This window comes from Ruegeria sp. CDSA193 (genome assembly GCF_059611885.1).
On the sequence record NZ_JBXWPN010000002.1, the window covers coordinates 351,465 to 377,890 of the forward strand.

Sequence of the window (26,426 nt, forward strand, 5' to 3'; positions counted from 1 at the left end):
GCGAGGCGCTTAGTTCGCCTGCAAACTGTTGGGATCAAAGGCACCGCCATTGCCCGAAGGCGTTTCAGTACCAGAATCCTCTTCTTCGTCACCCAGAGTATTCGGCGCAAACACATTGCCGAAACCGCTGTTATTCGAGGGTTTCGGGGCCGATTCCTGCGCACCCTCTCCCTCTTGCTCAGCCGCTTCCGCCTCGCGCTTTTTGCGCTGTTCTTCGCGCTGCTTGCGCAGCTCTTGAATACGCAGATCAGCTTCAAGGCGCTTTTGCTCTTTGACATCTGCGACACACTGAGCCGGATTGTAGGCGGTTGCGGTTCCGACCACAGTGATCGTGGCAACCGCAAAGACAACCAGCAGAACCGCAGCAAGGTTCCCGGCAAAGAAGCTGGGAAGCTTGATCTTGCCCGCCAGTTCCTCGACCGTGGCGTTCTTGCGTGCAGCAGCCACCAGTTCCTGTCGCTTCAGCTTGGCCTCGTTCAGCAGGGCAAAGAACACCGTCAGCGCCACGATGATGAAGGCCAGCGCCGAGATCGAGGGCGTGATGCCATAGCGCACCTTCTGCGCCAGTTCGATGGTCAGCGTCGGGTATTCACCAAAGGTGAAGGTGGTGGTGTTGTAGTTCTCAAACGAGGCCAAGAACGCCAGCACTGCCGCGCTGGCAATCGCCGGACGCATGAACGGAAGCATGATCTTGCGGAACGCCTGAGCATGGGTTGCACCCAGATCCAGCGCGGCCTCGGTCAGCGCCATATCATAGCGCTGCAACCGTGCCACCAGCACCAGCATGCAATAGCTGGCGATAAAGGTGGATTGGCCGATCACCGTCAGGAATATCCCGTTTGACAGGAAACTGTCGGCACCCAAGCCCAACATCCGGTTGATCCGGTCCCAGAACACCAGTGTCGAGATACCCAGAACAACGCCCGGGATCAGGATCGGCGCGATGATGACCGTATAGTAGGTCGCGCGCAGTTTCGGCCAGATCTGCGTCAGCATCAGCGCGCCCGCAAGACCCATCGCCACCGATAGAACCACCGTTCCGGCGCCGATGATCAGTGAGTTCTTGATGCCGTTCAGGATACGTTGGTCCTGAAACAATTCGCCAAACCACTGGAAGGTCAGACACTCCCACGGTGTCATCCTTGGGAATTCGGACGAGTTGAAGGCCGTGACCGACATGATCACCAGCGGACCCAGAAGGTACAGGAAGAACAGCACCAGGTAGACCCAGATGCTTACACGGAGGAAGGACAAATTCATTTCCCGATATCCCCCATATTCACCTTGAACAGGCGCATTACGGCCAGCACGAACAAGATACAGGTCACCAGCAGAACGATGGCGTAGGCGGCACCCTGCGGCCAGTCATTGTTGTCGTTGAACTGCTGATAGATCAGCTGCGTGAACCACAGGGAGGACGGCCCGCCCAGAATTTGCGGCGCGGCCAACGCACCCGCGGACAGCATGAACACCATAGTACAGCCCGAACTGATCCCTGGCTTGGCATAGGGAATGACCACGCGCCAATGGATACGCCACCAGGGGGCTCCCAAATCTCGCGCCGCCTCGATCTGGTTTTTATCCAGACTTTCTATGACGTTATACATCGGGAAGATCATCAGCAAGATATAGGCATAGCCCAGCCCGGCATAGAGCGCGATGTCATTGCGGATGAAATCAAACGGCATATCCCAGACCCCCAGCCCAGTGAACAGCGTGTTCAGTACACCGGTTTCGCCAAAGATGATCCGCAGGGCAAAGGCGCGCAGGATCTCATTGATCCAGTAGGGGATGATCAGCATGATCGCAAAGATGCGGATGTGACTGCCCTTGGACTGACCCAGATAATAGGCGATCGGATAGCACAGGATCAGGTTGAAAATCGTAACGCATACCGCGGCCAGAAGGGTGCGGAAAAACACCCTCAGATCGACGGCGTTATAGTCCTGGCTGCCACCTTCCGGGCCATAGATCAGGTATTTGTAGTTCTCCAGCGTATAGACATCTTTTGGCCCCCCGATCTCGGGCGGGGGCAGGTTTGGCCGAAATGAGAAATCCAGCATCGACAGCTGCGGCAGGATGATCAGGCCGATGGTCCAGAACAGGACCAAACCGAGTATCATCAATCCCATGCCGGTGCCGTTGCGGTTGAAGAATTCTTTCAGAAAATGGGGCATATTTTTATCCCCTTATTCCGCGGCCAGCTCACCCGCTGGAACCAGAACCGCATTATGGGTCTGATATTCCAACGTGATGGTCTGCCCGGTATGGTCATCGAAAGACTGGCCTAGATTGGGCAGCGATACCTTAATTTCCTTGCCGCCATCACCTTCGGTGAAAATATTGAAGGCGTTACCTTCGAATTCTTCATGGTTCACGCGGGCGGTTACAAAATGGTCGCCCACTGCACCGTCCGGGGCAATCGCCAGCGCCTCGGGGCGAATGAACATCATCGCATCATCGCCCTCTTTGAGTTTGCCCTGATTGGCGGTGGAAATCCGCGCCACCAGTTCGCCGGACCGGTTGGTCGCAATTAGCGCCTCAGTTCCCATGACCTGCTTGATCTTGCCGCGGAAGACGTTGTTTTCGCCTACAAACGAGGCGGCAAATGCCGTGTTGGGATCGTTGTAAATTGTCTTGCCATCGGCAATCTGGTCGATCACTCCTGCACGCATTACGGCGATATTGTCCGACATGGTCAGCGCTTCGCCCTGGTCGTGGGTGATGTAGATGAAGGTGATACCAACACGCTTTTGAATCTCGCGCAGCTCGGTGCGCATATGCTGGCGCAGCTTCAGGTCCAGCGCCGAAAGAGGTTCATCCAGCAGCAGTACATCGGGTTCGGCACACAGCGCGCGGGCAATCGCCACACGCTGACGCTGACCGCCCGAAAGTTCGCTGGGCAGTTTGTCGCCCTGGCCCGGCAGCGCGATCATGTCCAACAGCTCATCGGCCCGCTTGCGGCGCTCGGCCGCGCTGGCGCCTTTGATCTCCATCGAGAAAGTGATGTTTTCCCAGACTTTCATCAGGGGAAACAGCGCGAGGTTCTGAAAGATCAGGGCAGTCGGGCGCTTGTTGGGCCCGATGCCGCGCATGTCATTACCACCGATCAGAACCTTACCCTCGCTGGGGTCCAGAAACCCCGAAACAGCGCGCAAAATCGTTGTCTTGCCGCAACCGGATGGTCCCAGGAACGAAAAGAAATCGCCCCCGTTTATGTTCACATTTGCGTCCCGCACCGCGACAAAATCGCCGAAACGGATCCACAGGTTTTCAAGATCTACACCGACCCCTGCACTCATTTTTGGTATCTCCGATTGATGCGCTTGGTGGTGCGCACCCAAATGGGTTCCGTCACGCAGTGGCGTGCGGGTTGGGAGCCCCCCGCGTTTGGCGGAGGGCACTTTTTTGAAAAGCTATCAGGCGCTTTTGAACTTGTTGACGAACTCGGTCCGGGTTTCCGCATACCAGGGCGCTTCGGCCGGCCACGGATTGAGGTTGGCCAGCGAGTCGCCCGGATAGGCTTCGGCGAAGTTCTTCTTGTAGGTGTCGCCCGAATATTGGTCGGCACCCAGAACGGGCGAGTTGTACCCGTGGCTGTCGATCGCAACACCGGCCGGTTTGGCCTGGTAGGCAAAGTCGATGAAGGCATAGATCTGGTCGATATTGGCAGCACCTGTTGGAATTGCCATACCATCAACCCAGGCCATCGCCCCCTCAACCGGAGCCTGATAATGCACAGGCTCACCTGCAGATTTAAGTGCCAGCGGCGGGCCATCCCATGTCTGGCCAACAATCACGCCTTCGTTCAACAGACCGTTCTTCTGTGTGTCGGCGTCGTTCCAGATCAGCTTGATGCGGTTCTTACGTTCGATACACCAATCTGCGATCTGACCCCAAACCTTGCGCATGGTATCTTCGTCGCCATAGGCGGCCCAGACGGAACCGGGCTCCATCTCGCCTGCGCGCTCCATGTACAGGCCTGCGCCCAGCATCATCGAGTGCGCGCGGCCCATGGTTTTACCTGCGTTTGCCTCGGACCAGACATCGCCATAGGACGGTGCATCACCTTCAGGCAGCCACAGGTCAGTCCGATATGCGATGCCTTCGGTGCCCCAGATATGTGGCAACCAATGCACACCGGAATCGCCAAAGTTCCAGGCATCTGTACCAATCGCTGCCATCGCCGGGTTCACCAGATCAATCGGAACCTTGTTCATGTCGAATGGCTGCAACAGCTCAAGCGGTTCCCACTGCAAAGACCGGTTATTGGTCGGCGACACGATGTCGAAACCCTGCCCCTTGGTGGCCTTCATCTTGTTGATGATTTCTTCGTTCGACCCGATACCGGTATAGTTCACCTTGATTCCGGTCAGTGTCTCGAATTCCTGCAAGAATGCTGGCGGCAGGTAATCGGACCACATCAGAATGTTGATCTCACCCGAGGACGCCAGCGCGCTTTTGCTGTACAGCGGTGCAGCAAGTGCTGCCGCCCCTGCGCTCTTCAAGATAGTACGTCTGGAAAGGTTTTTCCGTTCGGCCATATTCGATTCTCCCATAGTTGGACTTTCAGTCCTATTGTTATGCAATCACAGGCTAGAGGGTTGCTGCAAAGCTGTCAGTCCAAAAGGGACAGTTTGCAGAATTCATAGGTCCAGTTTGCAATCATGTCCGCAAGCTCTGGTTTACTTCCACTTCCAGACTGAGACACCATAGGATGGGATTTCTGAAGTACCAACAATATATTGCCGATTTTCGTCATCCGGCAGAACCTGTGCGGCAGCCCCGAAGTTGAACGCAAAGCCGAGGTCACCCCGCTGTGTAACACGAAGGTCCGGGTCACATTCCCGTATCGGAAGGCCCGCCCATGTCAGCGCTTTAATAAGGATCGACCGTAGCAACGGTCCGTTTGGGATCATCGCCAGATACATAGCCCGGTCCGATTGCACAATCGCCGGACTGCCAGCCTTGTAAGCACTTACGAAATGCGCGATTACCTGATTTTCGGTCTCGATGACTTCCCGCCAGCCCTTAAAATCAAAGGTTCCGGTGCTCTCGAGGCTTACGGATTCACCCGCCAGATCCGGCAGGGATTCGACGCGTATGACTTTTATCCCTGCAAGATCGGCCAACTCACCGGGAGCGAGATTTTCAGGGGTCCACATGTCCACAGTCTTGCTGCCCGCACGGGCACCGATCAGCAATTTGGCCTGGCTGTGGTGCAATCTCTTTGCCAGATCGGGCGAGATGATCATGTTTTGCGGCAATACGATCAATGAATACCCTGTCAGATCATCATCGGGACCAACGAAATCCAGATCGACCCCCAATGCACGCAGGCCAGCATACCAAACCCGGAAAATCCCGGCATTCGGGAATGCGTCATCTTGCGGCAGGATATCTGCAGCCCAGATGGATTCGTAATCCAACAGAATTGCCACAGCTGCCTTCTGCCGGGTGACTTCCGGCAGGGCAGCACGCTCTTGTGCAACCTGCGCCAGTTCCAGCGCAGCCTGATCCGGGCTGCCATCCGATCGCAGAAGCGCCGTGTGGAATTGTTCCTGCGCGAACTTCGCCTGACGCCATCGGAAGAACATCACTGCCTGTGCACCGTGGGCAAAAGCGGCCCAAGTCCAAAGCCTGACCATCCCATCCGCAGGTGAGGGGTTCTTTTCGGCCCAGTCCACCGGACCGGGCTGTTGTTCCAGAACCCACATTCGGCCCCTGCCCTGGCTGCGATACAAATCGCAGTGAAACCCCTGATAGTCCGGCGCGCCTGTTCGCAGGTATCGACGTTTGTCTTCATCAGACAGCGACGATCCCAACAGGTTGCCAAGCGGATAGCTGTCAAAACCGACTACATCCAGATCCGCCGCAACAGCGTGATGGTCGAACTCAAAGCTGCCTGCCATGAAATTATGGGTAATATCGCGGCCCGGCGCAAACCTGCGCAGAATATCCGCCTGAGCACGATTGAAATCCCGCACCCGATCCGAAGAATAGCGGGCAAAATCCAGAGCATGGGTCGGGTTCGGGCTGGCCACCAAACTTATAGGCAGTTCGATCTGATCAAAATCGGAATAGAGCGACCCCCAAAAGACTGTCCCCCATGTTCGGTTAAGCGCCTCAATCGTGCCATAGCGGTCTTGCAACCATCTGCGAAAACCGGTGCGAGCGGCGTTGGAATAGCTCAGAACCGTATCGTGATCGTTATATTCATTGTCGATCTGCCAGGCACAAACAAATGGATTTTCGCCATATCGACGGGCATATTCCGTGGTGATTCGACGGGCCTCGGTCAGGTAGATATCGCTGGAAAAACAATAGTGTCGGCGCGACCCGAACCCACGCACCCGGCCATCCGGCCCCACTGGCAGGATCTCAGGGCATTCATCCACTAGCCATTTCGGAGGTGCAGCCGTAGGCGTCGACATCATCACGCGCAAACCGGCATCGCCCAGAATTCCAATCACCTCGTCCAGCCAGCCCCATTCGAACCGGCCTCTTTCCGGCTCGATCAGGCCCCAGGTAAACTCAGCAATCCGAACCCAATCCAATCCCATATCGACCATGCGCTTAGCATCGTCGCGCCACAGCGATTTGTCCCATTGCTCGGGGTAATAGCAAACGCCCAGCTCAAGCCTGCTCATCGGTTTTCCCGTGCGCTGCGGCGTTCGATCCATTTGAGGAAACTAGCGCAACCAAGCGTCACCACGACATAGAGGATCGCCGCTGTGTTGAATGGCGCGAAGGGCAGAAAACTTGAGGCCTGAAACTCGCGCATGCGCTGAGTCATGTCGCGGACCGACAGGATGGACAGCAATGAGGTATCCTTGATCATCGCGATAAATTCATTGCCCAAAGGTGGCGTCACTATGCGCAATGCCTGTGGCAGGATAATAAGCCGGGCAGTTTGCCAGCGGGACAGCCCAAGCGAGCCGCCTGCTTCGATCTGACCTCGTGGGATAGCCTCAATCCCTGATCGGAAAATCTCGGCCATATAGGCCGAATACCCTATGGAAATGGCGATGATGCCGCGAGTCATGTTGGTCATGTCGATGCCGCCACCTGTCGCATCCTTGACCGCACCGGCAAGCGGCAAGCCGATATAAAGGATGATGACCAGCATTGGAATGCCGCGAATGGTATCGACAAAAAACTCGGCCCCTACAGCCAGCGGATGCAGCTTGTGCTGTGCGCCTCCGACCGTCAGTGTCAGAAGCAAAAACCCAAAAACCGCAAAAGTCAGCGCCGGGGTACGAAACTTGTCTGGCAGAAAACTGGATTGCCAGATCACCGGATAGCCCTGCGTATGAACGCCAGCCGGAACAAAAGCACCAGATACGCTGTCGACGGTTGTAATCTGATCCAGTGCAGAGACGGCATCGGGGGCGCTGCGAATGCGATACTGTTGGCCTTCACCTCCGTCGAACTCTCCGAAGCGGATCAAATCCGCCTGGGCCTGCGGCGTACCCCGAACAATGGCAATTCTTGCTTCAGTACTGCCAACCAGAACAAAGCTCACCTTTGGTTGCATAAAAAAGAACGCCGACACGGCCAATAGTGTCAGGCTGATGGACCCATAGACAACGGTTGTCCGAGCTTTGGGCTTGAAGGACTGCAAACCGACCCAGACCAGACCCATAATGGCCGCAAAGATATAGGCAAAGATCGCTGCACGGAACGTTATCGCGACCCCGGTCGCAAATTGCCAATGCGCCAGAAACATCAGGTAAAACAAAACCAGCCCGGTCAGCAGTTCGAGTCCAATCTGAACATAGACTTTCATGGATTGTGGGAAACGGGCCGTAAGAGGGATCACCGCAACCACCATCGCAAACCCTACCAGCAGGGCCTGTAATCTCATTTGCACCTTTGCGACGATCTCGGGGAACAAGACCCAAGGTTGCGAAGATCGGTCAATGAACTCAGACGTGTTTTCGCTGAGCGCATTAAAGAAGACGGATTCCGCAAAGGGCATCAGCACCTGAGGCTGGACAAGTCCAAGGATCGCCAACCCGACCGAGGCCGGGATTGCCAAAACCGCCGCAACCCTCAACCAGTTCGGCGCTATCGTTTGAAACCGGATGTGGCGCGCCGAGAGATAGGCCAATATGGCCACAGCCAGTATCAGAAGAAACCCAACAAAAATGGGCCCCGCATTTTCACCAATCCCCAAAATGGCAACCAATGACCTCAGATATTTCGAGGATGAGGCAAACAGGTAGATGATGAACGGGGCAGCGGCGAGCAAAACAAGATTACTCGGCCGGATCGAGCTTAGGCGGATCATGGCGTCCCTCGGGTTATGCGTGACCCGGCAGGTTTTCCCGCCGGGTCAGAAAGGGTTTCAACGGCTCAATCAGTGCCCCAGTATTTGGCAACCAATGCGTCCATCGTACCGTCAGCCTGAATGGCGGCCAGCCCTTCGTTTATGGCGTCAACGGTTGCGTCGCCTTCCTGAAACACAATACCCAGTGGATCAGACTGAAGGCCTGTGATGCCTACAGCCAATTCCCCGGCAAATTCCTGTTCATATGCCGATGCCGAGGTTCCATCAATGATTACCCCCTGTACGTCAGCATTCTGAAGCGCCAGGATCGCAGCAGAGAAATTGTCATACAGGCTGACATTCTCGCGTCCCACCAGTTCTTCGGCCAGCTGGGCATTGGTGGTGCCAGTCTGCGCGGCTAGCTTCTGACCACCTGCTTTGAAGTCATCCAACGTCATGTCAGCATTGTCGACCTGCAGCAGGATCGCCTGACTTACAATGATATAAGGCTCGGAAAAATCCATGTTCTCTTCGCGTTCCGGAGTGATTGAGACACCCGAGATCACGAGGTCGAACTCCCCTTGCTGAAGCGCGGCAAAGATCCCATCCCAGGCTGTATTTACGAAATTCGGGACGCAGTTCACCTTTTCACAGATCGCATTCATGACATCGACATCAAATCCCACAATCTGACCCGTGGACTCATCGACCGTCTCCATGGGCGGATAGGTGGCATCTGTTCCGATCTTAAGTACGCGCCCTTCAAGATCCGCTGCAAACACAGCAGGCGCGGCAAGCGCGGTCAGGGCGGCGGCGGCAAATAGGTTTCTTAACATCTCCGGTTACTCCTTTGTTGGTTCAGGTGTTTAGCGCCGCTTCTGGCGCGACTGTGTCAGGTTGCCGCTCGATCAAAATGGCCCTGATCTTTTTTTGTGTTTCGGACGGGTCAACCCCGTCCAAAGCCTTGAGCATATACTCACCCAGCAATCGACTGGTTTCCTCAATAGGGACGTAATAGGTGCTGGGCGGAGGGACAAAATAACGGCTAAGTTGCAGATCATCGGTCGAGATCACGGTCAGTTCGCGACCGACCTCAACACCCGCCGCATGGGCAGCAGAAAGCACACCCAGGGTCATGGCTTCGTTCGCGCAGATGATCGCGGTTGGCCTATCGGATAGCCGCATCAAAGCTTCAAAGGCATTATACCCCGTTCGCGCGGTCGTAGGCCCGCTGAAGATCAGGGCCGGGTCAACGGCCAGACCGGACGCTCTGAACGCCTGGGCATAGCCCGTTCGACGTTGCGTCGCATAAACCAGGTCATCCGGCGGGTTCACCAGGGCAATCCGGCGATGCCCCAAGGCTAGCAGTCGTTGCGTTGCATCGTGACCTGCTGCCTGACTGTCGATATCGACATAGGCATGTGATCTGCCGCTGTCGCTCATACCCATGGTGACAAAGGGGAAACCATTCTGTTGCAGATAGGCAATGCGCGGATCGGCGTGGCGCGTACCCGAGAATATCACCCCGTCTGCCAATCCGTTCTGAACGATTTCCTTCAGCGTCGCCATCGTTCCCTGCAGGCCCGCCACGCTGTGAACGCCAAGCTCATAACGCGACCCTTTCAAAGCCCGCGAAATACCCGCGACAATGCGTGTGAATTCGACGCCTTCCCATTCTTCATCTGAATCAGGTGACACGCTGACCAGAACGCCGATGCGATAGGACTTTTTTGTCCGCAGCTTCAGCCCGTCCAGATTGACCCGGTATCCAAGCTGTTCGGCGGCAGACTGAATCTGCTGCCGCGTTTCTTTCTTGACGGTTTCGGCACCACGCAGCGCGTTCGAGACGGTTCCGACAGAAAACCCCGTCTGCTTTGCAATCGACTTGATCGTCGCGCGCGCCACTATGTCACCTCAACGCTGCGCATTCGCATCAACAGGTCATGTCCCGTCTGCAATGTTTGCGCGTGATCGGCAGTTTCATCATGTTCCACAAAAAGGTCAGCGCAGGGACTGTCAGCCAGAACACGCAGGACCAGAGGCCAGTCCACAACCCCCTGCCCCAGATTTCGCCAGCGCTCGTCGCCTTGCCCGGCCAATAGATCGACGTCTTTAGTATGGACGGAAACGATCCGGTCGGAATAACGGCTCAGCAGTGCAGCGGGGTCAGAAAGCGCCGAATATAGCCAACCGATATCCGGCTGCCATCCAATGGTCTCATGCGACAGGACCATATCCAATGGCGAGCCCTGCCCAAGATCGACAAGGTCAAAATCGTGGTTATGATAGGCAAGGCGCACACCGTTTGCCGACAAGGCAACAGCCCATTCCGCCAACCGGCCCGACACTGCCTTCCACCCCTCGGCGGTGCCGGGCCGAGCCTTGGGCGACAGCCAAGGCATGACCGCCACAGGGCATTCCAAAGCTTCAAGCATTCTAAGAATGTCATCAAACCGTGTTTCAAATTCTTCCCAGTCAAAATGGGCCGATCGAACGGTGAAACCAGCCTGTCTAACCTCATTGGTAACCTGCTTGGGGGTAAGATCGTGGAACCCGACCGTTTCAATATCGGTGAACCCGCAGGCACGCACCAAGTCAAGCTGGGCCGCCAAATCCCCAACCTGCCGGACTGTGTATAACTGCGCTGAAACTCGCATTTTCACGGTTCTCCCACAAAATGAAACGTTTCAATCAAGTTGAAACAGCATCAGGGGTCTTGTCAAGAACCGTGTTGGAAAGGGTTATTTCCGCATGGAAACCCCCTGATGGAACAAATGAACCTTGTCAGGATTCGCAGAGACCATCACAGTTTTGCCCCGCATATTCTTCTGAACGCCCGGAAGCTTGGCAATAAGGGCATCCGTCCCATCCTCGACCGCGAAGTATAACAGCGTCACCTCGCCCAAAGCCTCGGTAAAGTCTACGACCCCTTCAAGGATTGGGTCGCTATCCACGGACACAAAATCCTCGGGGCGGACGCCGATATTCACCTGCTTGCCTTCGTCTCCAGCCTCGGTTGGTACCGCTGATATCGCCGTGCCGCCACCGTCCAGCTTGACGACTGTCTGTGCGCCGGTCGCGGTAATGACCCCCGACATCAGGTTCATTGCTGGTGAACCGATGAATTGCGCGACAAACTCGTTGTCCGGCGTCTCATACAGCTCCAGCGGCGTGCCAACTTGGGCGATCCCTTTGTTGGCTAGCACAACGATACGGCTGGCCAGGGTCATCGCTTCGACCTGATCATGGGTGACATAGATCATCGTGCTGTCCGGCATCGCCTCTTTCAGGCGGGCGATTTCGATCCGGGTGGCGACACGCAGCGCCGCGTCCAGGTTCGAAAGCGGTTCGTCGAACAGGTAAACCTTGGGGTCACGCACAATGGCGCGCCCGATTGCGACACGCTGACGCTGACCGCCGGATAGCGCTTTGGGCAACCGGTCCAGATAAGGTTCAAGCTGTAGGATGCGGGCCGCCCGATCGACCGCGGCGCCGACTTCAGCCACCGGCATTTTGGCTATCTTCAGCGCAAAGGCCATGTTTTCGCGAACGGTCATATGTGGGTACAGCGCATAGCTTTGGAACACCATCGCGATGCCTCGCTGTGCTGGCGGCACATCGTTCATCACCTGCCCTTCAATCTCGAGCGTTCCGCCCGAGATCTTTTCCAACCCGGCGACCATGCGCAGCAAGGTGGATTTGCCACAGCCCGAAGGCCCGACAAAAACGATCAACTCGCCCCGCTCAATCTCAAGATTGATGTTCTTCAGAACATCCACATTGCCATAGGTTTTGGCGACATCTGTGAGGTTTAGCTCTGACATGGTTTATTCCTTCTCCCTCAACAGCAGGCAGAATTGTGCAGCACCTAGAGACACTGTCCCCGTTCCCGCGACGCCACCCAACTCTTCTCCGATCACGCGCCAGTTCCCGCCTGGCAAGATTACTTCAGAACGTTCGGTACCGAGGTTAAATGCGCAGAACACCTCTTCTGCATGATCTTCACGCGTGAAGGCCAGAACGGTCCCGATCTGCGTCATGTTCTTTTGCGCCCCCAACATCAAAGCTGAATGGGCATGGCGGAATGCAATCGCACGACGATAATGGTGAAGCATGGACTCGGGCTCAGCCTCTGACCGGTCCACGGCACGCTCGGCTTGAGGGTCACTGACAGGCAACCAAGGCTTGCCGGTGCTAAAGCCCGATTGTTCATCCTGCGCAGCCCAAACCATCGGCGTCCGGCATCCGTCGCGGCCCTTGAACTCGGGCCAGAATTCGACGCCATACGGGTCTTGCAGATCGTCAAAGGCCACGTCCGCCTCGGGCAGGCCCAACTCTTCGCCTTGATACAAGCAGGCCGAGCCGCGCATGCACATCATCAAAACTGCATGCTGTCTGGCGGCTGCATCGTCCAGACGCCAGCGCGACGCGTGACGTTCCACGTCATGGTTCGAAAATGCCCAGCAAGGCCAGGCATCACCTGCTTTGTCCTCGAGCTGATCAAATACCTGCTGTGCATAGCTGGCAGTCAAAGCGCGCTTTTCAAGGAACTCGAACGCATAGCACATGTGCATGCGCTTATTACCGCTGGTGTATTCGCCCATAATCTCAAGCCCACGCTGTGCGTCGCCCACCTCGCCCAGACAGGCGCGACCTTCATATTGATCGGTCAGGGCCCGCAGGCGTTCCAGAAAGGCAATGTTCTCGGGCTGGCTTTTGGAGAACAGGTGGTCCTGATGGTTATACGGGTTTACCATCGGCGCGATTGAGGCATTGCGCTGCTCCACGGGCAGGGCAGGATTATCTCGCAGCTTTTTGTCGTGTAAATAGAAGTTGATTGTATCCAGACGAAACCCATCGACACCCAGATCAAGCCAGAAACTGGCGACATCCAGCAAGGCGTCCTGCACATCCGCGCAGTGAAAATTCAGATCCGGCTGTGAGGTCAGGAAATTATGCAGGTAATACTGCAACCGCCGAGCGTCCCACTGCCAAGCCGAGCCCCCGAAAATCGACAACCAGTTGTTCGGCGGCGTACCGTCCGGTTTTGGATCGGCCCAAACATACCAATCGGATTTGGCGTTTTCACGGCTGGCGCGGCTTTCGCTGAACCAGGGGTGCTGATCTGACGTGTGCGACAGAACCAGATCGATCATCACCTTCAACCCCTGGGCATGGGCGTGATCCAGCAGGTCCCGAAAATCCTCCATCGTGCCGAACATCGGATCAACATCGCGATAGTCGCTGACGTCATATCCGAAATCCTTCATCGGAGATTTGAAGAAGGGCGAAATCCAGATCGCATCAACGCCCAGAGAGGCAATGTACCCCAATCGCTGGGTGATGCCTTTCAGGTCTCCGATCCCGTCACCATTGCTGTCCTGAAAGCTGCGCGGATAGATCTGATAGATGACGCCACCACGCCACCAGTCAGCGGCCACCTTGGTTGCATTGGAAAGTTCTGTTGTGTTCTGCACGTTCATCAGACGCCTCTATTTGACGGACCCGGCCAGCAGGCCTCGGACCAGGTATTTTTGCATTGCGAAAAAGACAGCCAGCGGCACAGCGATCGAGACGAAGGCCGCCGTGGCAAGGATTTCCCAGTTCCCACCGCGCGTGCCCAACAGCTCGACAATCCGGTTTGTCATCACCGTGGTCTGGCCGGAGGCGTCGATCAGGAACACCTTGGCGACCAGCAGATCGTTCCATGTCCAGAGAAACTGGAAGATCGCAAATGACGCCAGCGCCGGAAAGCTGAGCGGCAGGATCAGTTTGGTAAAGATCTGGAACTCGGTCGCGCCATCAACGCGTGCGTTTTCGATCAGATCGCGCGGCAGCCCAGCCATGTAGTTGCGCAACAGGTAGATGGCCAATGGCATCCCGAACCCGGTATGGGCCATCCAGACTCCCAGATAACCTTTGCCTATCCCGATACTCAGGTGAAATTTCAGCAAGGGGATCAGTGCCAGTTGCAGCGGCACCACCAACAGGCCAACAACCGCAGCGATCAACAGCGCCCGACCGGGGAAATCCATCCAAGCCAAGGCATAGGCGGCAAAGGCGGCCACTAGGATCGGAATGATCGTCGCTGGTATCGTGACGGTCAGCGTGTTGAAAAACGCCCGTCCCATACTGTCAGTGCTGTCTTCAGCAAGCAGGACCTTGTGGTAATTTGCCAGGGTGAACTCGGGAGGCAGTTCCGCCGTCACAAAGACGCGCACGCCGCGACTGCCGGTGAACTCTTCGGTGTTTTCCATCCGGTACTTGCCGTCGGCATCCACCGTAATAGTACCGCCCTTACGCAGTTCCGCGGTATCGCCCGGTACAAAATCATCGATCGCACGAGAACTGATGCCCCATTTCGAGATCGCCGCCTGCGCGCCGGTTTCAAACAGGTTGCCTTCGATCATGTAAACGCCATTCTCCAGCACCTGAGTTTCAGGTGCTGCAGCGCGCAGGGTCAGGTTCTGCTCGGATGGGAACAACGACCGCCACCAGCCGCTTGTGGCAATCTGGTCAGCCGTGCGGAAGGATGAGATCAACAGCCCCAGCGTCGGCACCACCCAGAGCACGACCAGAAAAAGAACCGAGGCATGGACAGACCAGCGAAGGGCGGGTTTGGTTCCTGCTATATCGCTCATGGCCTACTCCATCTCTTTGCGCGCATTGCGCACATTCCAGACAAGGATCGGTGCCACCAGCAGCATGATCACCATGGCCGAGGCCGAGCCCACGCCCCAGTCATTGGCGCGAAACAGCTTGTCATACATGTAATTGGCCAGAACCTGCGTTTCCCACTGGCCGTTGGTCATGGCAAACACGATGTCAAAGACCTTGAGCACGGTGATGGTGATCGTGGTCCAGACCACCAGGATGGTGGTTTTGATTTGCGGCACTTTGATACGGAAGAAAATCTGGAACGGATTGGCCCCATCCAGAATGGCAGCTTCGATGGTTTCCTCGGGAATACCGCGCAGGGCGGCCGACAGGATAACCATGGCAAAACCGGTCTGAATCCAGACCAGCACCACCATTAGAAAAAAGCTGTTCCAGAAAGGGATGGTCAACCATGTCTGCGGCTCTACTCCTCCGAAAAAGATGTAGAGCGCGTTCAGCATCCCGATCTGGTCCTGCTCAACCGGACGGGTGTCATAGACTAGCTTCCAGATCACCGAGGCCCCCACGAACGAGATGGCCATCGGCATGAAAATCAGAGACTTGGCGATGTTGCCCCAGCGGATGCGGTCGGTCAGCTGAGCCACCAATAGGCCAAACGCTGTCGACATTGCAGGCACCACGATCAGCCATAACATGTTGTTGCGCATGGCTTCCCAGAATTTGGGCTCTTGCGCCATCTGGACATAGTTATCCAAGCCCGCCCACTCGTACCCGCCGCCAGGAATGCGCTGCGTCAACGACAGGCGCAGCGTTTCCACCACCGGGTAAGCCAGATACAGGCTTAATGCAGCCAATGCGGGAAACAGGAACAGCCATGGGCGGATCATGCTCGCTCGGTTGATGTTGCGGCCTGCATTGGGACCGCGCGCCGGGAACAGAATTTTGTCCAGAAACTGATTAGACAGGTAGAAATAGCCCACACAGGCTGACACGCCGATTGCGATGGTCAGCAGGCCCTGAAATGCCGGATGCATGACGCTTCTCCCTTGTGACGGTTAGCTTGGGCAACCCGATGGTGCGGGTTGCCCAACCCCGGACGCTTAGTCCAGCGCATCCCAGGATGACTGAATTTCATCCGCCACTTCTTGGGCAGAGGCACCGCCTGCATAATCAACCATTCCGGTCCAGAATGTTCCGGCGCCTACGCCGCCCGGCATCAGGTCAGAACCGTCAAACCGGAACGTCGTTGCACCAAGAAGAATGTCGTTCATCTTTTTCAGCGTCGGATCCGAGAAGACCGAAGTATCTACCCCCTTATGCGGGGTCAGAAATCCGGTCAGCGCCATCCAGGTCTCATGCGCTTCAGGTGTTTGCAGATACTCGATCAGCGCATGTGCACCGGGACTGTCATTGGTGATTGCCCATAAAGTGCCCGCACCCAGAACCGGGCTGCCGAGGTCTTTGCTTTCATAGGCCGGGAAATAGAAGAAATCCGCATCTTCACCTACAACGGTGCCTTCCGGGAAAAACGCCGGAATGAATGAGGCCTGACGGTGCATGTAACATTGCGGAGGAGAGCTGAACATACCTTTCGGGCTGTCACGGAAATCGGTCGTTGCAACCGCACCGGCGCCACCAGCGACATAGTCTTCGTTGCGGGCAAAGGCCCCAAACTCCTCGATCGCGGCGACAACCTTTGGATCGTTGAACTTCAACTCATTGGCAACCCAGGCGTCGTAATCTTCGGGCGATTGGGTACGCAGCATCATGTCCTCGACCCAGTCGGTCGCGGGCCAGCCGGTGGCCCCACCCGAACCCAGACCGATGCACCAGGGCGTGCCGCCATCTGCCACGATCTGATCGGAAAGCGCCTTCAGCTCTTCCATCGTGGTCGGCACCTCATATCCCGCATCCTCAAAATTCTCGGGCACAAACCACACAAGGGATTTCACATCGACCTTATAGAAGAACCCATAGAGATGATCCTGACCGTCCGGCCCCGGATAGGTGCCGAGATCGACCCAGGATTGCCCGGCGGCATAGTTGTCGCGAATCCAGTCCCCTGACCCTTCTCCCAGTGGCGTCAGAAATCCGGATTTGGCCATATCCGCCGCCAACCCAGGCTGCGGGAAAACGGCGATATTCGGGGCCGATCCGGCCTCAGCATCAATACGGATTTGCGATTCAAAACTGTCCGAACCGACATAAGCGTATTCATGCCCGGTCGCCGCCGCGAACCCATCCAGAACCTTTTCGACATTCTCTTGGTCCGGCCCCAGCCACGGGCCGAATACGGTAACCTTGTCGGCCTGTGCGACGCCCCCGATCAGGGTAAATGCGGCGACGCCAGCATAAAGCGAGTGTTTCATGAATTTCTCCTCCCAACGATATCTCGCGCCTTTGGTCTCGAATATCCAAAGCGCTTTGGCTGGAGTGAGTTTATGCGCTAACAGCCTCCACCTGTCAACGATTGCTTTGCGAAGGCCCATAAATATAAATATCAAACAAGATGTTCGTGAAATCTGTTGACCACCAGAGAAAATGCCCGCAAAAACAGGAATACGCAGTAATTTGTAGGCGCTTTGAACAAATATGAACCTAAAGCAGCTCTCTGAAATCCTTGGTTTGTCCCAAACAACCGTCAGCCGTGCGCTGAACGGATACCCCGAGGTCAGCGAAGCCACGCGCACAAGGGTTCAGGCCGCCGCAACAAAACACGGGTACCGCCCGAACAGCCGAGCCAAGGGTCTTGCGACAGGTCGATCACACGTGATCGGGCACGTGATTCCCAGCTCATCCCAGCATGAAATGGTGAACCCAATCTTTGGCGATTTTGTCGCCGGGGCTGCTCGTAGATATGCCGAACACGGCTATGACATGATGTTCACCAGCGCCGACGACACATCTATTGAACGCGCTTATCGCGACCTGTTTCAGCGCGGTGCCGTGGACGGTGTCGTTCTGCAGGGCCCCAAGGTGAACGAGCAGCGGATTGAAGTCCTCAATCGCATGGGCGCGCCCTTCATTGTGCACGGACGATCCACTGGAATTGACGCGCCCTATGACTGGGTTGATGTGAACAACAAAAGCTCGTTCATGCGCGCCACCCAGTTTCTGATTGACCTGGGGCATCGACGGATCGCCCTTATCAACGGACTTGAAGATATGGATTTCGCCCAACGCCGCCGGGCCGGTTACCTGCAGGCCCTGAATCAAGCCGGTCTGTCACCGGACCCTGAATTGATGCGCAGCGCCGAGATGACAGAGGTATATGGCCACCACGAAGCGCGCGATATGGCTCAACTTAAGAACCCTCCGACCGCCATCCTGGTTTCGTCAATGATTTCGGCCATCGGAGTTCGGCGGGCATTGAACGAAGCAGGGCTGCAGATGGGCCGCGATGTTTCGGTGATCGCCCATGATGACGACCTGTCCTATCTGAAAAACGGGCAGGATGTACCGATCTTCACCGCCACGCGATCCTCGGTTCGGTTGGCCGGTGAAATTGCTGCCGAAATGCTGATCGAACGAATAAATGCGCCCGAAGATCCGGCCAAAACTAGATTGCTGGAGGCCGAGCTGGTAGTTGGCGGCTCGACTGGCCCCGCCCCCAACAGGTTCTGAATATGAAATACAACCGCACTGATTTCCCCAAAGATTTCCTCTTTGGCGTCGCAACCTCGGCCTATCAGATCGAAGGCCACGCACAGGGAGGGGCAGGGCAAACCCATTGGGATACCTTTGCCAGGACCCCCGGCAATGTTGTGCGAAATGAAAACGGGGATCTGGCCTGTGACCACCTGAACCGGTTCCCGCAGGATCTGGATCTGGTGCGCGATGGCGGCTTTGATTGCTACCGGTTTTCGACCAGCTGGGCGCGGGTTCTGCCCGAAGGCCGTGGTCAGATGAATGAGGCCGGGCTGGATTACTATGATCGGCTGGCCGATGCGCTGCTGGAACGCGGTATCCGCCCCTGCGCCACGCTTTACCATTGGGAGCTGCCCTCGCCGCTGTCCGATCTGGGCGGCTGGCGCAATCGCGATATCGCCGGGTGGTTCGCCGATTTCACCGAGGTCATCATGGGCCGCATCGGCGATCGGATGTACAGCGTCGCCCCCATAAATGAGCCGTGGTGCGTCAGCTGGCTCAGCCATTTCGAAGGCCATCACGCCCCGGGTCTGCGCGACATCCGTGCAACCGCCCGCGCGATGCACCACGTCCTTCTGGCCCATGGCAGCGCCATCGACGCGATGCGGGGCCTTGGCATGTCCAACCTGGGCGCGGTTTTCAACCTGGAATGGGCCCAACCCGCAGATGACAGCCCCGAAGCGCGCCGCGCGGCTGATCTGTATGACGGCATCTACAACCGGTTCTTTCTGGGCGGCGTTTTCAACAAGGCCTATCCAGACAACGTTCTGGAGGGGTTAGAGCCCTATCTGCCCGCTGGCTGGCAGGATGATTTCGACATCATCGGTACGCCGGTCGATTGGTGTGGTCTGAACTACTATACCCGCAAGTTGATTGCGCCTTCGGAGACCACCTGGCCCAGTCTGCAGGAAATCGCCGGCCCGCTGCCCAAAACTCAGATGGGGTGGGAGATCGAACCCGCCGCCCTGACCCGGTTTCTGACCCGCACCAAGCAGGATTACACCGCGGACCTGCCGATTCTGGTGACGGAAAATGGCATGGCCAGCCCCGAACGGCAGCAGGATAGCGACCGGATCGACTATCTGAACCAACATCTATCGGCGGTACAGAACGCCTTGGCACAGGGCGTGCCGATCAAGGGCTACTTCATCTGGTCCCTGCTGGACAACTACGAATGGGCGCTGGGATATGAGAAGCGGTTTGGCCTTGTGGACGTGGACTTTCAGACGATGGAGCGCACACCCAAGGCGTCCTATACCGCAGTACAAAACGCCCTGACGGGAAGCACAGTGTCCTTACCGCTGGCGCAACCGGCTGGAGCCATGCACGACCATTGGAACCTCGTGGCCGATATCGGCGGCACCAATACACGGCTTGGCGTTATCACCAATGGTGAGCTGACAGATCTGCGCAAATACCCCACCGGCAAGCTGCCCGAATTGCTCGAAGCCTTTCACAGCCTGCGCGACGAGATCGGAACCGACCCAAGGGCCGTGGTCGCCGCCGGGGCAGGACCTGTCCGCAACGGTACAATCAGGCTGACCAACGCCCAACTTGATCTGTCAGAGGATGATATCGCCCGGGCAACGGGCGCCCGACATACCTTTGTGATCAACGACTTCACTGCCGCTGCGTGGTCTGTTGCCGAAATTTCCCATGACAATGTTGAAGTCTTGCAAGGGGCCAAGCATCCGCCGACCGGCACACGTCTGGTCGTCGGGCCTGGAACCGGGCTAGGTGTCGGATCGCTGCTATATTCGAATGGCCGCTATCACACGGTGTCCGGCGAAGGCGGCCATATCGGCCTCTCGCCCCGAAATCAGGACGAGGTCGAAATATTCAACGCCGCTCGGCAGGTGGCCCCCGAGTGTTTCTTTGACGACACTCTGACACTTGAGGCGGAAATGTTCCTCAGCGGCACGGGTTTGCCAATCCTCTATCAGGCCATCGAACTGGCAGGGGGTCGGGCAAAGGCCGAGCCCAGAACCGCGCGCGATATCCTTCAGGATGCACGCGACGGAACCGATGCCCATGCCGTCAAGGCCGCGCATATGTTCACCACACATCTAGGCGCGGTCATGGGCGATCTGGCGGTCGTCATGATGCCTGCCGGTGGCGTGTTCCTTGTGGGCGGCGTGGCCGAAAAGAACCGCTGGCTGTTCAAGGACGCCTTCCGAGACGCCTTTAATGCCGGAGGCCGGTTCAGCGAGTTGCGCCGATCCATGAACCTGTATGTCTCGGAACAGGATGAATTTGGCATTGTTGGCGCTAACAATTTCTGTAAAAATGCGCTAAGGCGGTAGTCTGACCGCACGTTTCAGAAACAGAAAGGTCCCGGCATGATCCTATGCTGTGGTGAAGCCCTGATCGATATGATCGAGACGCCCACGATCTCGGGCGAACTGGGGTTTGTGCCCCATTCTGGCGGTGCGATTTTCAACACGGCTATTGCCCTGGGTCGATTGGATACGCCGGTGGGTCTGCTGACCGGGCTTTCCTCTGACATGTTCGGGCAACAGCTTATGACCGCCCTCAAGGCCAGCCATGTTGACTCCGACCGAGTAATCCACTCGGACCGCCCGACAACATTGGCATTTGTACAGCTCAAGGATGGGCAGGCAGCCTACAGTTTCGTCGATGAAAACTCGGCCGGACGGATGTTGACGCCAGAGGATATGCCAACCCATCTGCCCTCGGTCTCGGCGCTGTATCTGGGCGGTATCAGTCTGGCTTGCGAGCCTTGCGCAGATGCCTATGCGGCGGTGCTTGACCGCTTTGGATCAGAGCGCGCCGTCATGTTAGACCCAAACATTCGCCCGGATTTCATCCGGGATCAGACCCGGTATCGCACCCGGCTGAACCGCATGATTGCGCAAGCGGATATCGTCAAGGTCTCGGACGAAGATCTGGACTGGATCATTCCGGGCCCAGAAAGCCTTGCTGAGAAAGTTCCGCTGTTGCTGCAGGCAGGACCTTCGGTGGTGATCGTCACCCGGGGCAGCGAAGGCGCGATCGGGTATCTTGCGGACGGGTCCGACGTTTCTGTTCCCGTAAAAAAGGTCGAGGTCGTCGACACCGTTGGCGCCGGTGACACTTTCAACGCAGGCGTCTTGTCCGCCCTAGATCAATCAGGCCACTTAACAAAACCCGAATTGCGCACATTGCCAGCAAACGCCTTGCGCGCAGCCCTTTCGAAAGGGGCGGAAGTCGCCGCTGTAACTGTCGCGCGCGCCGGGGCAAACCCGCCCTGGGCACATGAACTCTGACCCAACGAAGAAGCCGATGAAACGATCAGACATCAACGAAATCAAATCCGAGGCCGAGGCCTTTATCCGTTCCTTTGGCGCGGTGCTGCCGCCCTTTGCGGATTGGTCGCCCGAGAAAATGCGCAGCGAACAGGCCGCCGGTATCCGTGAACGCGGGCTTGGGTGGGACATAACCGACTATGGCCAGGGTCGGTTTGACGAACTTGGCCTGTTCCTGTTCACCCTACGCAATGGCGATGTCAGCGATCTGAACAAGGGGCAAGGCATGCTCTATGCCGAGAAACTGCTGGTGTCGCGGGACAAGCAGCTTTCGCCGATGCACCGGCACATCGTCAAAGCCGAGGATATCATCAACCGGGGCGGTGGCGATCTGGTGATGGAAATCTACGCCTCAGACCCTCAGGGCGGCATTGACCGCGATACCCCTGTGACCGTGCCTAGCGACAACTGCCCTGTGACGCTTCAACCTGGCGAACTGCTGCGGCTAAAGCCCGGTCAAAGCGTGACCTTGATGCCGGGTATCTGGCACGCGTTCTGGGCGGAAAAAGGCGATTGTTTGATTGGCGAAGTGTCTACCGTCAATGACGACCGAACCGACAACGTCTTCGAACAGTCGATCCCTCGCTTTGCAACAATCGAGGAAGACGCCATCCCGGATTTCCTGCTGGTTGCGGATTATTGACATTGGCGCATAGGCGCGCTGGCACCGGCTTTGAACCCGATAAGCCCCTTTTACTAAATCGGAAAATCAGTCTACCATGGGCGATACTGGCACGCTGATAGTGGTCCGCCGGGAAGGAGCCTGAGCAATGGTGACAAAAGCCGAGCTTGAAACAGAGATCGCAGAGTTGCGACGGCAACTTGCCAAGCAGCCAACGGCAAAAAACGCTTCGCCAGATAAAGGGGCTGACGCCCCGCCGCACGAAACCATCGCCGACCGGCTTACAGATAACCTCGAATCCTGGTCCACACAGCTTGACGATATACTTGAGGAATTCGAAGATCTGCCGCACAGAAAATCAATTCTGTTTGCCGCTGGTATTTTTGCCCTAGGCTACATGCTTGGCCGGTCACGCTAGGAGACGCCCATGAGCCGCATATCCCGCAATGTCTCAGTCATTTTGCGCGCTGAACGCTTGATCGCACGCGCACAGCTTGCGATCACCGTGAAACGGGCCGGGTTTTACATAGCCGCCGGAGTGGCGGTGGGCCTGGCGATCATCATGCTGAATCTCGCCGGATTTTTCTGGCTTTCCGCGACCCTGTCGAAACCCGTTGCTGCGATACTTGTTGCGGGGACCAATCTGGTACTTGCTTTGGTTCTGGTTCTGCTCGCCAATTCGATAAACCAACACGGCGATGCCTCGGCCGCAGTCGAACTTCGGGATATGGCGCTGCAAGACATTGAATCCGAAATCAGGGATTCCCTGGCCGAGGTCCAAAACACCGTAGCCGGAATTCGCCGCGACCCGGTTGGCGTACTGGCGCCCGAAGCCATCACGGCCTTGCTGAGCATGCTGCTGAAATACGCCCGGCGCCGGAAAGAAACGCCGAACGAATAAGACCTATTCCAGAAAATTTACCGCAGCCCGCGCGATCACCATCTCCTCATTTGTGGGGATCGTCAGAATCCGGACACGGCTGAAATCCGTGGACAGGACTGTTCCACCATCGGCATTCCTGGCGTGGTCCATTTCGATCCCGATCCATCGCATTCCATCACACACCATCTGCCGGATCTGGGCCGCATTCTCTCCAACGCCACCGGTGAAGACAAGCGCATCAATCCCTTCAAGTGCGGCGGACAGGGCGCCAAGCTCTCGCCGGATACGGAAGACGTAATAGTCGATTGCCTTTCGGGCTTCGGGCGTATCAGCGGCCAGCAATGTGCGCATATCCGATGATATCCCCGACAGGCCAAGCAGGCCGGATTTTCTGTACAGCATTTCGGCAATCTCTTCTGCGGTCATTCCGTCCTGCTGCAGCATATACAGCACGACACCTGGATCCAGTTGACCGCAGCGCGTGCCCATCGGCAACCCGTCAAGCGCCGAGAACCCCATGGTCGAAGCCACAGCGCGCCCACCTGAAACCGCGCACATGGATGCCCCGTTTCCAAGATGGGCGATAACCACACGGCCATCATACAGACCCGGTGCCGTTTCTTTCAGCTTGCTCGAAATGTAGTCATAGCTCAGCCCGTGGAACCCATAGCGGCGAACACCTTTGTCATAGTAGCTTTTCGGTAAGGCAAAGGTGTCGTTTACCCACGGATGGGTGCGATGAAACGCCGTGTCAAAACAGGCAACCTGAGTTGTTCCGGGGAAGGCAGCGCTGGCTGCGCGAATACCCGCAAGACTGTAGGGCTGATGCAGAGGAGCAAAGGGAATAAACCCTTCTAAAATGTTGATGACGGTGTCATCCACGCGCACAGGCTCGGAATAGACTGTTCCTCCATGCACTACGCGATGACCTATTGCGCGCACATGAATGTCAGGAAGATATTCCCGCGCCATTTCAAGAAATGCGTGGATTGCTTCATCATGGCTTTTGGTGCTCGACAGGGGACGATCTACTGATCTGCCGCCTGCCGACTGGGCCAATAGGCGTGGTGCATCACCTAAACGTTCTATTTGTCCGCGCCACCGCATGCTGGGGCGGTTGTCATCAACCAGCTCGTACAGCGCGAATTTCAGTGATGAGGACCCGGCGTTCAGTGCCAGAACATGGTCAGCCATGGAGTTTGCCTTTACTTGCATATGCATGGAGCGCCGCCACCGCGCAGGACGCCAGACGCGAGTCGTCATCATCCGAACGCGAGGTCAGGATAATCGGAGCAGCAGCCCCGACCACGATCCCAGCCGCCTCGGCATGAGAGATGAATGTCAGCTGTTTCGCCACCATATTGCCTGCTTCTATGTTTGGGGCGACAAGAATGTCCGCAGCACCAGCCACCTCGGACGTAATCCCTTTGGTGCGTGCCGCATTCAGATCGACCGCGTTGTCCATAGCCAGGGGGCCGTCAACCAACCCTCCTGTGATCTGACCCCGTTCGGCCATCTTCGACAGCAAGGCGGCATCAACTGACGACGCCATGCGCGGGTTGATCGTCTCAATGGCTGAAAGCACGCCTACCTTTGGGGTCTCAATCCCGATGGAATGTGCCAGATGGATCGCATTCTGAACAATATCAGCCTTGGTTTCGAGGTCAGGGGCAATATTCACGGCCGCGTCAGTGACCATGATCGGACGCGACATCCCCGGAACATCCATAACAAATATATGTGACAGCCTTCGCCCGGTTCTCAACCCGTTTTCGCGGCGCAGAACCGCGCGCAACAAGTCATCGGTGTGCAAATGCCCCTTCATCAGTGTTTGCGCCCTGCCCTCAACCACCAGGTCAACCGCGCGATGGGCGGCGGCTTGGTGGCCATAGGCCTCGATAATTTCAAATCCGGACAGATCGGCACCCAGTGCCTCGGCTGCGGCGGCGATCTTGCCGGGATCACCCACAAGGATCGGCGTGATAATGCTGTTGCTGTACCCCAGCAAAGCACCCCCCAATGAGTTTGGCTCTTCAGGTGCAACAACAGCAGTTGGCATCGGGTCAAGGGGTCTGGCTTTCGCCAGCAGCGCTTCGAAATGTCGGTGGCGTTGTACGATAAGTCCCGGCACCTCTATCGAATCGAATTCCATATGCTTTGCGGGCGGCGTGACTCGGACATCTCCGCTCAGGACCAGGGTGCTGTCGCCAACACGCCGAACCTCGGCGGTACAGATAACATCACCATCGTCAGATTTTTCTGTAACCCGAACAACTGCGGTCAACTCATCTCCGGCCAGAACGATCGCGTGAAACCGCAGATTGGCCGCTCGGGTCTGGGTTCCCGCGCCCGGCAAAATATTCCCCAAGACGGCCGCCACCAGACCGGCGGGCCAAAGCGCAGGGGCCACCGCCTCGGGGTGTCCGTCGCCGTCACCGTCATAGGCCGCCAGATGCAGAGGATTGTGATCCCCCGATGCCGAGGCGAAGGCGTAAAGATCGTCAACCGTGCACAATCGTGTCAGCTGGGCTTCGTCTCCGACCTCGAGCTGTGAAAAGGTTCGGTTTTCCTGGATCTTCATTTGGTCAGGCCTTTTTTCAGACGGTGCATCGGCATGCCTCGGAATTGGCGGCGGGTCGGAGCGGGGCATTCTCGGTCACTATTCGACCTGCGCCAAATCCTCCAGATCGGATGGCAGATCCATACCTTCGCCAATAACACGTTCACCTACCTCTAGCCGATCCTCTGCTGACGGCAATAGGCCGGACAATGTTTCAGCAGCCCAATTTAAAATGATGGTTTGTTCGACAACAGCACTGCCCGGACCCTCCGTGGGAGTACTGCGCCTGAGGTGGCTTGCCATCCACACCGTCAACCAAGAATAGTTTTCACAAATTGCGAGTTAAACTTTTGATTTAAGAACCACTTTTGACATATATACGACCCGGCCAAACACTTTGCCGCCCTTAGACCTGTTCCCACTAGCCAGTAATGCGGGGGCAAAAATGGGACGGGCATTCACATCTGCACAGGCAAAAACCTGCGGAAGCAGGTATTCAATGCGGCAGACCGGGCATA

23 protein-coding genes and 1 pseudogene are annotated in these 26,426 nt (G+C 56.8%); 7 read left to right on the forward strand and 17 right to left on the reverse strand.

Annotation, left to right across the window (positions count from 1 at the left end):
* Positions 1-9: 9 nt before the first annotated feature.
* From AC2FLG_RS04595 to AC2FLG_RS04660, 14 genes are all read right to left on the reverse strand, one after another.
* On the reverse strand, positions 10-1,260 hold the full coding sequence (locus tag AC2FLG_RS04595) for an ABC transporter permease (protein ID WP_142636150.1): 1,251 nt from the start codon (positions 1,258-1,260) through the stop codon (positions 10-12).
* Complete coding sequence (locus AC2FLG_RS04600) at positions 1,257-2,177, reverse strand: ABC transporter permease (protein ID WP_142636148.1); 921 nt, start codon at positions 2,175-2,177, stop codon at positions 1,257-1,259. The genes AC2FLG_RS04595 and AC2FLG_RS04600 overlap by 4 nt, the downstream gene beginning before the upstream one ends.
* A gap of 12 nt (positions 2,178-2,189) precedes the next feature.
* A complete protein-coding gene (locus tag AC2FLG_RS04605) occupies positions 2,190-3,302 on the reverse strand; it encodes an ABC transporter ATP-binding protein (RefSeq protein ID WP_496705178.1) in 1,113 nt (370 codons plus the stop codon).
* 117 nt (positions 3,303-3,419) lie between these two features.
* Positions 3,420-4,544 (reverse strand): extracellular solute-binding protein, encoded by a 1,125-nt coding sequence (locus AC2FLG_RS04610; RefSeq protein WP_496691368.1) that lies wholly within the window; start codon positions 4,542-4,544, stop codon positions 3,420-3,422.
* 141 nt (positions 4,545-4,685) lie between these two features.
* Entirely contained in the window at positions 4,686-6,683 is a 1,998-nt protein-coding gene (locus AC2FLG_RS04615) for a beta-galactosidase (protein WP_496705179.1), read from the reverse strand.
* Complete coding sequence (locus AC2FLG_RS04620) at positions 6,647-8,293, reverse strand: amino acid ABC transporter permease (protein ID WP_496705181.1); 1,647 nt, start codon at positions 8,291-8,293, stop codon at positions 6,647-6,649. Before AC2FLG_RS04620 ends, AC2FLG_RS04615 begins: the two co-directional genes overlap by 37 nt.
* 65 nt (positions 8,294-8,358) lie before the next feature.
* Positions 8,359-9,108, reverse strand: coding sequence for a basic amino acid ABC transporter substrate-binding protein (locus AC2FLG_RS04625; protein WP_142636138.1), 750 nt, complete (start codon positions 9,106-9,108; stop codon positions 8,359-8,361).
* A 22-nt stretch (positions 9,109-9,130) separates the two neighbouring features.
* Positions 9,131-10,177, reverse strand: a complete 1,047-nt coding sequence (locus tag AC2FLG_RS04630) for a LacI family DNA-binding transcriptional regulator (protein WP_496705183.1) — start codon at positions 10,175-10,177, stop codon at positions 9,131-9,133.
* Complete coding sequence (locus AC2FLG_RS04635) at positions 10,177-10,929, reverse strand: sugar phosphate isomerase/epimerase family protein (RefSeq protein WP_496703123.1); 753 nt, start codon at positions 10,927-10,929, stop codon at positions 10,177-10,179. The genes AC2FLG_RS04630 and AC2FLG_RS04635 overlap by 1 nt, the downstream gene beginning before the upstream one ends.
* Positions 10,930-11,013: 84 nt before the next feature.
* Positions 11,014-12,096: an ABC transporter ATP-binding protein gene (locus AC2FLG_RS04640; RefSeq protein ID WP_496691373.1), complete on the reverse strand. Its 1,083-nt coding sequence runs from the start codon at positions 12,094-12,096 to the stop codon at positions 11,014-11,016.
* A 3-nt stretch (positions 12,097-12,099) separates the two neighbouring features.
* Positions 12,100-13,755 carry an alpha-amylase family glycosyl hydrolase gene (locus AC2FLG_RS04645; RefSeq protein ID WP_496705185.1) on the reverse strand — a complete coding sequence of 552 codons (1,656 nt, stop codon included), beginning with the start codon at positions 13,753-13,755 and terminating at the stop codon, positions 12,100-12,102.
* A 9-nt stretch (positions 13,756-13,764) separates the two neighbouring features.
* Entirely contained in the window at positions 13,765-14,913 is a 1,149-nt protein-coding gene (locus tag AC2FLG_RS04650; RefSeq protein WP_496705187.1) for a carbohydrate ABC transporter permease, read from the reverse strand.
* A gap of 3 nt (positions 14,914-14,916) precedes the next feature.
* Positions 14,917-15,924 (reverse strand): carbohydrate ABC transporter permease, encoded by a 1,008-nt coding sequence (locus AC2FLG_RS04655; protein ID WP_282021727.1) that lies wholly within the window; start codon positions 15,922-15,924, stop codon positions 14,917-14,919.
* A gap of 66 nt (positions 15,925-15,990) precedes the next feature.
* Complete coding sequence (locus tag AC2FLG_RS04660) at positions 15,991-17,259, reverse strand: ABC transporter substrate-binding protein (protein WP_496705189.1); 1,269 nt, start codon at positions 17,257-17,259, stop codon at positions 15,991-15,993.
* Positions 17,260-17,482: 223 nt separating this feature from the next.
* Between AC2FLG_RS04660 and AC2FLG_RS04665 the strand changes: the two genes are divergently transcribed.
* From AC2FLG_RS04665 to AC2FLG_RS04695, 7 genes and pseudogenes are all read left to right on the forward strand, one after another.
* A complete protein-coding gene (locus AC2FLG_RS04665) occupies positions 17,483-18,514 on the forward strand; it encodes a LacI family DNA-binding transcriptional regulator (RefSeq protein ID WP_142636124.1) in 1,032 nt (343 codons plus the stop codon).
* 2 nt (positions 18,515-18,516) lie between these two features.
* A pseudogene (locus tag AC2FLG_RS04670) lies at positions 18,517-19,821 on the forward strand (GH1 family beta-glucosidase); the annotation flags it as partial.
* Positions 19,822-19,860: 39 nt separating this feature from the next.
* Positions 19,861-20,841: a glucokinase gene (locus AC2FLG_RS04675; protein WP_496697250.1), complete on the forward strand. Its 981-nt coding sequence runs from the start codon at positions 19,861-19,863 to the stop codon at positions 20,839-20,841.
* 36 nt (positions 20,842-20,877) lie between these two features.
* Positions 20,878-21,804, forward strand: a complete 927-nt coding sequence (locus AC2FLG_RS04680) for a carbohydrate kinase family protein (RefSeq protein ID WP_496705191.1) — start codon at positions 20,878-20,880, stop codon at positions 21,802-21,804.
* A 16-nt stretch (positions 21,805-21,820) separates the two neighbouring features.
* Positions 21,821-22,486 carry a D-lyxose/D-mannose family sugar isomerase gene (locus AC2FLG_RS04685; RefSeq protein ID WP_281972980.1) on the forward strand — a complete coding sequence of 222 codons (666 nt, stop codon included), beginning with the start codon at positions 21,821-21,823 and terminating at the stop codon, positions 22,484-22,486.
* A gap of 127 nt (positions 22,487-22,613) precedes the next feature.
* Positions 22,614-22,883, forward strand: a complete 270-nt coding sequence (locus tag AC2FLG_RS04690) for a hypothetical protein (protein WP_496705192.1) — start codon at positions 22,614-22,616, stop codon at positions 22,881-22,883.
* 9 nt (positions 22,884-22,892) lie between these two features.
* Positions 22,893-23,366, forward strand: coding sequence for a hypothetical protein (locus AC2FLG_RS04695; RefSeq protein WP_496705194.1), 474 nt, complete (start codon positions 22,893-22,895; stop codon positions 23,364-23,366).
* Between the two features lie 3 nt (positions 23,367-23,369).
* Here the strand turns inward: AC2FLG_RS04695 and AC2FLG_RS04700 are convergent, their stop codons facing one another.
* From AC2FLG_RS04700 to AC2FLG_RS04710, 3 genes are all read right to left on the reverse strand, one after another.
* Complete coding sequence (locus tag AC2FLG_RS04700; RefSeq protein WP_496697124.1) at positions 23,370-24,542, reverse strand: acetate/propionate family kinase; 1,173 nt, start codon at positions 24,540-24,542, stop codon at positions 23,370-23,372.
* Positions 24,535-25,929, reverse strand: coding sequence for a bifunctional enoyl-CoA hydratase/phosphate acetyltransferase (locus AC2FLG_RS04705; RefSeq protein WP_281972984.1), 1,395 nt, complete (start codon positions 25,927-25,929; stop codon positions 24,535-24,537). The genes AC2FLG_RS04700 and AC2FLG_RS04705 overlap by 8 nt, the downstream gene beginning before the upstream one ends.
* Positions 25,930-26,007: 78 nt before the next feature.
* Positions 26,008-26,211 (reverse strand): hypothetical protein, encoded by a 204-nt coding sequence (locus AC2FLG_RS04710; protein ID WP_496705195.1) that lies wholly within the window; start codon positions 26,209-26,211, stop codon positions 26,008-26,010.
* Between the last annotated feature and the right edge of the window lie 215 nt (positions 26,212-26,426).